Origin of the sequence: Pseudomonas sp. GM18, assembly GCF_000282195.1 — a bacterium.
Lineage (GTDB): Bacteria > Pseudomonadota > Gammaproteobacteria > Pseudomonadales > Pseudomonadaceae > Aquipseudomonas.
The window spans coordinates 1-10,715 of record NZ_AKJT01000096.1 but is presented as its reverse complement, the minus strand read 5'-3'; the positions used below and the strand labels follow the sequence as shown (position 1 = coordinate 10,715).

Genomic DNA, 10,715 nt, shown 5'->3' with positions numbered 1-10,715 from the left:
CGAACGCAGCCTCGCAGGCTCGGCAGCTGCTACAGCGGTCGGTTTTGAACATAAAAAAGGGCTCCTCGAAGGAGCCCCTGGGCCGAAGCCCGCCGTCCGGATAGGACGTGCGTGGTTAAGTCGTAGCGTAATCAGATTGTCGTGTCGGAGTGTGTGCCCTGTATTAGCCGACGGCGTGAAGTTCGTTGAGTCTGTGGATTCCCGCAGTGCCGGTCATACCGTCCCAGTTGTCGCCGCGTCCTTCTCGCCAGCCATTGATCCAGGCTTGGCGTACCGACGGTAGAGTAAAAGGGCAAAGCTCACGGGATTTACCACCAACGCCATATTGATATCCGCGCAAAAATGCTCTTTCCAACGGATCACGCTTAAGTCTTCTCATAGGGTGTTTCCCTCACTTGTTGACTGTATGTATCGCGTCGACCTCAATCGAGGTCAGGCAGAAAAATTCTGCCGTTGGTGGCTCGCTGCCGGCGTCGCGAGCCAAGGTGTTGACGCCGTTGCGACGTCAACCTGAGTTGAGTTCTAACCAATGCGTCACATCGAGGGAATGACCGTTTTGTCATAAGAACGTAACCATAAAGATGGTATGGCCATAAGTAACACGATATTTGTCCCGTGTTTCTTGGCCAAAGCCCGGTATGATCGGCCCTGCGCTGGATGGTGGGGGTTGCGCCTTTAACGAGAATGACACCCGTTGCCCTTGGGGATTATTCGACGAAGGGTCGACTTATGACATTTTGTTGCATCAACTTTTTTATCTGCCCTGGCATCTAAGCTCTTTTAACCCGAGCAGTAGTCAGGGTGGGACGGCACACCTTCGTGCCACGCGGGCGTTCTGTTAGAAAAACGCCTGATTGAAAACCGGATCGGCAACGCGTTGTCGGTTCACTTAGCTAAAGGCTCTGGAATTACCATGTCCGATCGTTTCGAACTCTTCCTCACTTGCCCCAAAGGCCTTGAAGGTCTGCTCATCGAGGAAGCCGTCGGGCTTGGCCTTGAGGAAGCACGCGAGCACACCTCGGCTGTGCGTGGCATGGCCACCATGGAAACCGCTTATCGCCTGTGCCTGTGGTCGCGTCTGGCGAACCGGGTGCTGCTGGTGCTCAAGCGCTTCCCGATGAAGGATGCCGAAGACCTCTACCACGGCGTGCTGGATATCGAGTGGCAAGACCACATGCTCAACGACGGCACCCTGGCCGTCGAATTCAGCGGTCACGGCTCTGGCATCGATAACACGCACTTTGGCGCCTTGAAGGTCAAGGATGCCATCGTCGACAAACTGCGCACCCCGCAGGGCGATCGCCCGTCCATCGACAAGCTCAACCCGGACCTGCGCATTCACCTGCGTCTGGACCGTGGCGAAGCCATCCTGTCCCTCGACCTGTCCGGTCACAGCCTGCACCAGCGCGGTTATCGCTTGCAGCAAGGTGCTGCGCCGCTGAAGGAAAACCTCGCGGCAGCGATTCTGATCCGTTCAGGCTGGCCGCGCATTGCCGCCGAGGGCGGCGCGCTGGCTGACCCGATGTGCGGTGTCGGTACGTTCCTGGTGGAAGCCGCGATGATCGCCGCCGACATGGCGCCGAACCTGCGCCGCGAGCAGTGGGGTTTCACCGCCTGGCTCGGTCACGTGCCGGCGTTGTGGAAAAAGCTCCACGAAGAAGCCACCGAACGCGCCGCGGCCGGCCTGGCCAAGCCACCGCTGTGGATTCGCGGTTACGAAGCCGACCCACGCCTGATTCAACCAGGCCGCAACAACGTCGAGCGTGCCGGCCTGAGCGAGTGGATCAAGATTTATCAGGGCGAAGTGGCAACGTTCGAGCCGCGTCCGGACCAGAACCAGAAAGGCCTGGTGATCTGCAACCCTCCGTACGGCGAGCGTCTGGGCGATGAGGCGAGCCTGCTCTACCTCTACCAGAACCTCGGCGAGCGTCTGCGTCAGGCGTGCTTGAACTGGGAAGCAGCGGTGTTCACTGGTGCCCCGGATCTGGGCAAGCGCATGGGCATCCGCAGCCACAAACAGTATTCGTTCTGGAACGGCGCGTTGCCGTGCAAATTGCTGCTGATCAAGGTCACGCCAGACCAGTTTGTCACCGGCGAGCGTCGCACCCCGGAACAGCGTCAGGCCGAGCGTGAACAGGCGGCCTACGATGAAGCACCGAGTGAGCCGCAAGAACGCAAGTACAACAAAAACGGCAATCCGATCAAACCGGCTCCGGCACCGGCGCCGGTAATCGAGCAGCCGCGCCTGAGCGAAGGCGGGCAGATGTTTGCCAACCGCCTGCAAAAGAACGTCAAGGCGCTGGGCAAGTGGGTCAAGCGTGAAGGCATCGACTGCTACCGCGTCTACGATGCCGACATGCCGGAATATTCCATGGCCATCGACCTGTATCACGACTGGGTTCACGTTCAGGAATACGCTGCGCCGAAATCCATCGATCCGGAAAAAGCCTCGGCGCGGATGTTCGATGCCCTGGCGGCAATCCCGCAGGCATTGAACATCGACAAGAGCCGCGTGGTGGTCAAGCGTCGCGAACGTCAGAGCGGTACCAAGCAGTACGAGCGCCAGAGCGCCCAGGGCAAGTTCAACGAGGTCAACGAAGGCGGCGTGAAGCTGCTGGTGAACCTCACTGACTACCTCGACACCGGGTTGTTCCTCGACCACCGGCCGATGCGCATGCGGATTCAGAAAGAGGCGGCCGGCAAACGCTTCCTCAACCTGTATTGCTACACCGCGACCGCCAGCGTGCATGCGGCCAAGGGCGGTGCGCGCAGCACCACCAGCGTCGACCTGTCGAAAACCTACCTGGACTGGGCGCGTCGCAACCTGTCGCTGAACGGCTTCTCTGACAAGAACCGTCTGGAGCAGGGCGACGTGATGGCCTGGCTCGATGCCTGCCGTGACGAGTACGACCTGATCTTCATCGATCCGCCGACCTTCTCCAACTCCAAGCGCATGGAAGGGATCTTCGACGTGCAGCGTGACCAGGTGCAGTTGATCGACCTGGCCATGGCGCGACTGGCACCGGGCGGGGTGTTGTATTTCTCCAACAACTTCCGCAAGTTCCAGCTCGAGGAAAACCTCACCGAGCGTTATGCCGTTGAAGAAATCACGACCCAGACCATCGATCCGGATTTCGCCCGTAATGGCAAGATCCACCGTGCCTGGAAGATCACTGCTCGCTGACACTTGAGCCTGATTGGATCCACAGAGCCTTGATTTTTAAAGGCTCTTTGGTTCTTTCAGTGCTGGTCAAATTAGTGGCTAATAGCTATAACTCAACCCATGGCCAATGGGCTTTCCGGCACCTGGCGTTATGAGTTGCGTTTATGTCGTTACACGCCGTGCGCCCCAAGATCCTGGGTTTTATCAGCGAAGATGTCTCGGCCTGGCTGGTCGCGCTGCTGGTATTGCTCATCGGCGGGATTCTTACGGGATTGCTGGCCTGGGCGACGCTCAATCAGTTCCATCAGCAAATGCGGCAACGTTTCCAGCTGCTCGCCAGTGAACGTTACAGCCGTATCGAAGAACGTTTCGAAGATCAGGAGCAGCGCCTCGATGGCCTGCGCCGGTTCTTCGCCAATTCCGAGTCGGTGTCCCGCGAGGAATTTGACGGTTACGCCAAACCTCTTTTGCGGCGCACCCAAGCCTATTCCTGGGCACCACGGGTGTCCCGCGCCGAACGCCCCTTGCTTGAACGTTTCGTGCATGACGAAGGCTTGAGCAATTTCACCTTTCGCGAACTCACCGCCGACGGCCAGTTGCAACCGGCTGCGGAACGGGACGAGTACGTGCCGGTGCTCTATACCCAAACCCAGAGCCGACTGCCCACGCCACTGGGTTACGACTTGCTGGCCCAGCCCCTGCGCCGTTCGACCCTGGAGCGCGCCGATCAAACTGGCAACATGGCCGTCTCGCAACCATTGCATCTGGTAGGCATTGAGCCGGCCTATTCACGGGGGGTGTTGCTGGTGGCGCCGGTCAATCGTCAGCACTTGCCGGGCACCACGCCCGCCGGGTATGTGATGGCGGTGATCAGCATGCGCCAGCTGCTGGCGGACGGGTTGCCGGAAGAGAATCATGATTCTCTCTCTGTGCGTATCCTCGACTTGTCCACCGATGACCAACACGAAGTGCTGTACGAGTCGACCAACCCGGCGGGGGCCAGTGACTTGTCTTCCACGCGTTTGCTGCGTCTGGCCGACCACGATTATCAAGTGGATATGCGCCCCAGTGCTGCGTTCCTGCAAGCCAACCATTCCTCGGTGACCAGCCAGGTGGTGCTCGGCGGTTTGCTCAGCTTGCTGCTCAGTGTGTTTCTCTATGTGTTGGTCAGTCAGCGGCAACGGGCGCTGAAAATGGTCGAGCAACGGACCGAGGAACTGCACGCCCGTGAGCAAGAGCTGCGCGGCACGCATGGCCAGTTGCGCGGCGTGCTGGAAGCCGCGACTCAGGTGGCGATCATCGCCACCGACCTGCGCGGGATTATCAGCACCTTCAACGCCGGTGCAGAACACATGCTCGGCTACTCCAGTGCGCAGGTTGTGGGCCACATGACCCTGGAAAACCTGCACTTGCCCCGGGAACTCGAGGCGCGGTCGGCGGAGTTGAGCGCGCGCTATGGCAAGCCGATTCCGACCTGCCAGGCGATGCTGGTCGAAGGCGGGGAAGAGGGCGGTCACGAAGCCCGGGAGTGGACGCTGGTGCGCCGCGACGGCAGCCATTTAACGGTGAACATGCTGGCGACCCCGGTCCTCGACGAGCAGGGCTTATGGGTCGGGCACCTGGCGATCTGTATCGACATCACCGAACGCAAGCGCGTCCATGAGGCTCTGGCGGCGCGGGATCTGTTGTTGAAGAAACTCAGCGCCCATGTGCCCGGCGGGATTTACCAGTTCAAGATGGAGTTCGATGGGCGCTTCAGCGTGATCTACGCCAGCGACGGGATGCGCGAGATCTACGAACTCGAACTGGACGTACTGTTGAGCAATGCCGAAGCGGTGTTCTCGCGGATTCATCCTCAGGATGCGCGCCGGGTCCGCGCGTCGATCCTGGCGTCGGCGGACAACCTCAGCCCATGGCGCGAAGAGTATCGCGTGCAATTGCCCGAGCGTGGCCTGCGCTGGGTTCGCGGCGAAGCGACGCCGGAGGAGCTGCCCGGTGGCGGTGTGCTGTGGCATGGCTACATTTCGGACATTTCCGACCTCAAGCGTGTTGAAGAGGAGTTGCGCGCGCTGTCGGTGACCGACTCGCTGACCGGGATCCATAACCGCCGCTATTTCCAGGAGCGCCTGACCACCGAAATGGCCCGGGTCGAGCGCGGCGGTGGCGAGTTGTCGGTGATCATGCTCGACATCGACCATTTCAAGCGCATCAATGACCAGCACGGCCATGCCGTGGGCGATCGGGTATTGCAGGCGGTGTGTGAACGCATTGGCCGTCGTCTGCGGCGCACCGATGTGTTCTGTCGCCTGGGGGGCGAAGAGTTCATGGTGCTCTGCCCGGACATCGACGGCGAGCAGGCGCATGTGTTGGCCGTGGAACTGTGGCAAGGGTTGCGCAGTTTGCCGATCGACGAGGTGGGGATCGTTACCGCGAGTTTCGGGATTGCCAGCTGGCGGCCTGGGGAAGGCGCGGATGCGTTGCTGTTGCGGGCGGATTCGGGGGTTTATGCGGCGAAGCAGGCGGGAAGGGATCGGGTTGAAGGGCAGATGAGTTAAGGCCACTTGCGAGCCCCTGTGGGAGCGGGCTCGCTCCCACATTGGATCTGAGGTGTTCTATGGATTCGGTTACAACACCGAAGCCGTGGTCGGCAGTTTCGGTTGGCGATACAGGTCCAGCAGCACCTGATCCAGCACCGAAGACGCGCCAAACGGAGCCTTGTCGTTAAGGATCGCCACCACCGCCCAGGTATTGCCATTGACATCGCGGCTGAAGCCGGAGATGGCACGCACGGTGTTCAGGGTGCCTGTCTTGACGTGGGCTTCACCGGCCATGGCCGTGCGTTTCAGGCGTTTGCGCATGGTGCCGTCGGTGCCGGCAATCGGCATCGAGCTGATGAATTCGGCGGCGTACGGGCTGCGCCAGGCGGCTTGCAGCATCGCGGCCATTTCACGCGCGCTCACCCGTTCGGCGCGGGACAGGCCGGAGCCGTTCTCCATCACCAGGTGCGGTGAGGTGATGCCTTTCTGCGCCAGCCACTGACGCACCACGCGCTGGGCCGCTTTGGCGTCATCACTGTCGGCGTCGGTGCGGAACTTCTGGCCCAGGCTCAGGAACAACTGCTGAGCCATGGTGTTGTTACTGTATTTGTTGATGTCGCGAATGATTTCCGCCAGGTCTGGCGAGTAGGCTCGGGCCAGCACCTTGGCGCTGCTCGGCGTCGGTGCCAGACGATCCTGGCCCTGGATGCTGCCGCCCAGTTCCTTCCAGATCGCCCGCACGGCGCCGGCGGTGTAGGTCGCGTGGTCGAGCAGCGACAGGTAGGTCTGGGAGCTGCAACCTTCGCCCAACTGGCCGCCGACGGTCACGGTGACGCTGCCATCAGCCTGGGTCACCGGGTTGTAGCGCACGCCCCCGGTGCATTGCTTGGAGTTGAGCGCCTTGACCTGATTGTCGATGCGGATGTTGGCAATCGGCGGCTCGACCGACACCAGGACCTTGCCCGAGTCGTTGCGGGCCACGAAGCGCAGGGCCTTGAGGTTGACCAGCAGCGCGTCGGGCTTGACCAGGAACGGTTTGTTCTCGTCATTGCCGTCGTCGTTGAACTCGGGCAGTTGCGGTTGCACGAAGAAGCCGCGGTCCAGCACCAGGTCGCCGGTGACCTGGGTCACGCCGTTGGCGCGCAAGTCGCGCATCAGCAGCCAGAGTTTTTCCATGTTCAGCTTCGGATCGCCGCCACCCTTGAGGTAGAGGTTACCGTTGAGGATGCCACCGCTAAGGGTGCCATCGGTGTAGAACTCGGTTTTCCACTGGTGGTTCGGGCCAAGCATTTCCAGCGCGGCATAGGTGGTGACCAGTTTCATGGTCGAGGCCGGGTTGACCGAAACGTCAGCGTTATAAATGGTTGGGGTGCCCGGGCCGTTAAGCGGGATCATCACCAGCGACAAGGCGCTGTCCGGCAATTTGCTGGCCTTGAGGGCCTTTTCGACGTTGGGCGACAGGGCGGTGTTGATCGGCGCGGCGGAAACGGGGAGGGCCAGGGGCAGAAGAAGGCTGGCCAGCAGCAATGGACGCAAAGATTTGATCATCTGAAATAAAACCCTACAGTCGAGGGGGAAAAAGACGAGGGCATGGCGATAAATTCCCTCAGCGGTCATGAAAGTGTCGGCATTATGCCCCAAGGTGTAAGGGCTTGTGCCGCACCTTGGTCGTCTAATCCGCTATTTTTTTACCGACGGTAGACGTCACGCCGTTCTGAGGCGGGTAATCGGCGCCTTAAACTGCTAAAGTGCCGCCCGTTATTACTTATGAGGATTGTTCCAATGGCGACTAACCGTTCCCAGCGTCTGCGCAAAAAACTGTGCGTCGATGAATTTCAAGAGCTGGGTTTCGAACTGAACCTGGATTTCAAAGAAGATTTGGCTGATGAAGCCATTGATGCTTTCCTCGACGCGTTCCTGAAAGAAGCCATGGAAGCCAACGGTCTGGGTTATGTGGGCGGCGATGACTTCGGTCTGGTTTGCCTGCAGAAGCGTGGCTCGGTTACCGAAGCACAGCGTGCCGCTGTTGAAGCCTGGCTCAAGGGCCGCAGCGAACTGACAGAAGCGACTGTCAGCCCGCTGATCGACGTCTGGTACCCGGAAAAGCCGATCAATCCGGTAGCCTGATGTTCTAAAAAACGGCGACCCCAAGGGTCGCCGTTTTTTTTGTGAAGATCAAAGGATCGCAGCCTAGTTTCACTCGACAGCTCCTACAGGGCAACGCATCCGATGGTAGGTGCTGCGTAGGAGCTGTCGAGTGAAACGAGGCTGCGATCTTTTAGTTTTTACGCCAGTTCAAGATCAGCAACGTCAACACCCCCGCAACAATCCCCCAGAACGCCGAACCGATGGAAAACAGTGTCAGCCCCGATGCCGTCACCATAAAGGTAATCAGCGCCGCTTCCCGTTCCTGCACTTGCGCCATGGCAATGCTTAGCCCGTTAATGATCGAGCCGAACAGCGCCAGCGCGGCTATCGACAGCACCAGTTCTTTAGGCAACGCGGCAAACAACGCCGCCAATGTCGCGCCGAACACCCCGGCAATCCCGTAGAAAATCCCGCACCAGACCGCTGCCGTGTAGCGCTTGTTGCGATCCTCATGGGCGTGCGGACCGGTGCAGATCGCCGCGCTGATGGCGGCCAGGTTGATGCCGTGGGAACCGAACGGCGCCAACAGCAACGAGGCAATGCCGGTGGCGGTGATCAGCGGCGAGGCCGGCACGTTGTAGCCGTCGGCGCGCAAAACGGCGATGCCCGGCATGTTCTGCGAGGTCATCGCCACCACGAACAGCGGAATGCCGATGCTGATGGTCGCAGCCAGGGAGAAGTGCGGCGTGGTCCAGACCGGCGTCGCGACTTCCAGGTGGAAGCCACTGAAATCCAGCAACCCCATGAAACCGGCCAGTGCGGTGCCAATCAACAGTGCCGCGAGCACGGCATAGCGTGGTGACAGGCGCTTGACCAGCAGGTACGTGAAGAACATCCCCAGGACCAGCGCGGTGCGGTGCTGGGCGGCGACGAAAATCTCGCTGCCGATCTTGAACAGAATCCCCGCCAGCAACGCCGCCGCCAATGAGGCCGGAATCTTTTTCACCAGCCGTTCGAAACTGCCGGTCAGGCCGCACACGGTCACCAACACTGCGCAAGTGATGTAGGCGCCGATGGCCTCGCCGTAGCTGACACCGCCCAGGCTGGTGATCAGCAACGCCGCGCCAGGGGTCGACCAGGCAATGGTAATCGGGGTGCGATAGCGCAAGGACAGGCCGATCGAGCACACCGCCATGCCGATGGAGATCGCCCAGATCCATGACGAAATCTGCCCGCTGGTCAGGCCCGCCGCTTGCCCGGCCTGGAACATCAGCACCAGGGAACTGGTGTAACCGGTCATCATGGCGATGAACCCGGCGACGATGGCCGAGGGCGACGTGTCGGTCAGGGGACGAAGCTGCGTGTGCGTGGCGTCGGTCATGACAGCGGTGTTCCTTTTTACGTATGAAGATGTGTAGGAGCTGTCGAGTGAAACGAGGCTGCGATCTTTTGATCTTGGAAAATCAACATCAAAGATCGCAGCCTCGTTTCACTCGACAGCTCCTACAGGATTCTGCGTTCAAGCCTAAACTGAAACGTAACCGGTCGTTGCAATACAGCGAAGGCGACAAACAGCCGTACAGTCGTGTTGCCACCCGTCATTGTGTACAATTGCAGTGTTTTTTACGCGATACTTGCCAGCGACCCACTGTGCCGTATTACAGTCACGGTCAATTCGCCGCAGTTCTCCCGACTCGAGTGCCCATGAACGAACAGTTGCAACCCCTCAAGAAACAACCGCGAGCAGGCAAAGCCGGCCGCAGCGGTACCCAGGACGATATTGTCTATGCGCATATCTTCGAGGCCATCCTCGAGCAGCGTCTGGCGCCCGGCACCAAGTTGAGCGAAGAAGCGCTGGGGGAAATTTTCGGGGTCAGCCGCACCATCATTCGCCGCGCGTTGTCGCGTCTGGCTCATGAAGGCGTGGTGTTGCTGCGCCCCAATCGCGGCGCTGTGGTTGCCAGCCCGAGTGTCGAAGAGGCCCGTCAGGTGTTCATGGCGCGGCGGCTGGTGGAGCGCGCGATCACTGAACTGGCGGTGCAGCACGCCACTGCCGAGCAGATTGCCGACTTGCGGCAGATGGTCAACGACGAGCGCGACAGCTTCTCCCGTGGCGATCGCGGTGCCGGTATTCGCCTGTCAGGCGAGTTCCACTTGAAACTGGCCGAAGCGGCGAAAAACGCGCCATTGATCAGCTTCCAGCGCAGCCTGGTGTCCCAGACGTCGTTGATTATCGCCCAGTACGAGAGCGGCAACCGTTCGCACTGTTCCTACGATGAACACACCCAGTTGATCGATGCCATCGAAGCGCGGGACGCGACGCTGGCGGTGGACCTGATGATGCATCACATGGATCACATCGACAGCAAACTCAACCTCGACGAAGAAAGCGCGTCGGATGATTTGCATGCGGTGTTCTCGCATCTGTTGCAGACCAAGAAGCCGGGGCGCTCGACTGCCAAGCTATAAGTCAGCCCGAGACTGATGATCGTTCCCACGCTCTGCGTGGGAACGATCAGCTCGAAAAACCTTAACGCTGATGCACCAGATTCCCCGCCGCATACGTCTGCAGAACAGTCCGGTCATCCCCCAGCGTCATCAACACAAACAACGTCTCGGCAATGTTATTGGCCTGCTTCAGGCGATAGCTCAGCAGCGGCGTGGCGTTGTAGTCCAGCACCAGGAAGTCTGCGTCGGTGCCCGGTTGCAGGGTGCCGATCTTGTCTTCCAGCCGTAGCGCGCGGGCGCCGCCGAGGGTGGCGAGGTACAGCGACTTGAACGGGCTCAGCCGTGCACCTTGCAGCTGCATGACTTTGTACGCTTCGTTCAGGGTTTGCAGCAGCGAGAAACTGGTGCCACCACCGACGTCGGTCCCGAGGCCGACATTCAGTTTGTGCTTCTCGGCCATCGGCAGGTTGAACAAGCCG

General features: G+C 60.2%; 8 protein-coding genes. 4 read left to right on the top strand and 4 right to left on the bottom strand.

The features are described from left to right. Positions 1-163: 163 nt before the first annotated feature. Positions 164-379: a ribosome modulation factor gene (gene rmf, locus PMI21_RS29190; protein WP_003223300.1), complete on the bottom strand. Its 216-nt coding sequence runs from the start codon at positions 377-379 to the stop codon at positions 164-166. 534 nt (positions 380-913) lie between these two features. Here rmf and rlmKL point away from each other — a divergent pair. Next, positions 914-3,184, top strand: coding sequence for a bifunctional 23S rRNA (guanine(2069)-N(7))-methyltransferase RlmK/23S rRNA (guanine(2445)-N(2))-methyltransferase RlmL (rlmKL, locus tag PMI21_RS04430; RefSeq protein ID WP_007941077.1), 2,271 nt, complete (start codon positions 914-916; stop codon positions 3,182-3,184). Positions 3,185-3,327: 143 nt separating this feature from the next. Beyond that, positions 3,328-5,718, top strand: coding sequence for a sensor domain-containing diguanylate cyclase (locus tag PMI21_RS04435; protein ID WP_007941076.1), 2,391 nt, complete (start codon positions 3,328-3,330; stop codon positions 5,716-5,718). A gap of 69 nt (positions 5,719-5,787) precedes the next feature. Here PMI21_RS04435 and dacB read toward each other — a convergent pair whose 3' ends face one another. Next, positions 5,788-7,248 (bottom strand): D-alanyl-D-alanine carboxypeptidase/D-alanyl-D-alanine endopeptidase, encoded by a 1,461-nt coding sequence (gene dacB, locus PMI21_RS04440; RefSeq protein ID WP_007941074.1) that lies wholly within the window; start codon positions 7,246-7,248, stop codon positions 5,788-5,790. Between the two features lie 234 nt (positions 7,249-7,482). On the opposite strand from dacB, the gene PMI21_RS04445 reads away from it, so the two are divergent. After that, positions 7,483-7,827: a YggL family protein gene (locus tag PMI21_RS04445; protein ID WP_007941073.1), complete on the top strand. Its 345-nt coding sequence runs from the start codon at positions 7,483-7,485 to the stop codon at positions 7,825-7,827. A 151-nt stretch (positions 7,828-7,978) separates the two neighbouring features. Here the strand turns inward: PMI21_RS04445 and PMI21_RS04450 are convergent, their stop codons facing one another. Continuing rightward, complete coding sequence (locus tag PMI21_RS04450; RefSeq protein WP_007941072.1) at positions 7,979-9,169, bottom strand: benzoate/H(+) symporter BenE family transporter; 1,191 nt, start codon at positions 9,167-9,169, stop codon at positions 7,979-7,981. A gap of 323 nt (positions 9,170-9,492) precedes the next feature. On the opposite strand from PMI21_RS04450, the gene PMI21_RS04455 reads away from it, so the two are divergent. Further along, complete coding sequence (locus PMI21_RS04455) at positions 9,493-10,257, top strand: GntR family transcriptional regulator (RefSeq protein WP_007941070.1); 765 nt, start codon at positions 9,493-9,495, stop codon at positions 10,255-10,257. A 61-nt stretch (positions 10,258-10,318) separates the two neighbouring features. On the opposite strand, the gene PMI21_RS04460 is transcribed toward PMI21_RS04455, so the two are convergent. After that, positions 10,319-10,715, bottom strand: a 397-nt coding sequence (locus PMI21_RS04460) for an amidohydrolase family protein (protein ID WP_007941067.1), incomplete at its 5' end; no start/stop codon positions are given.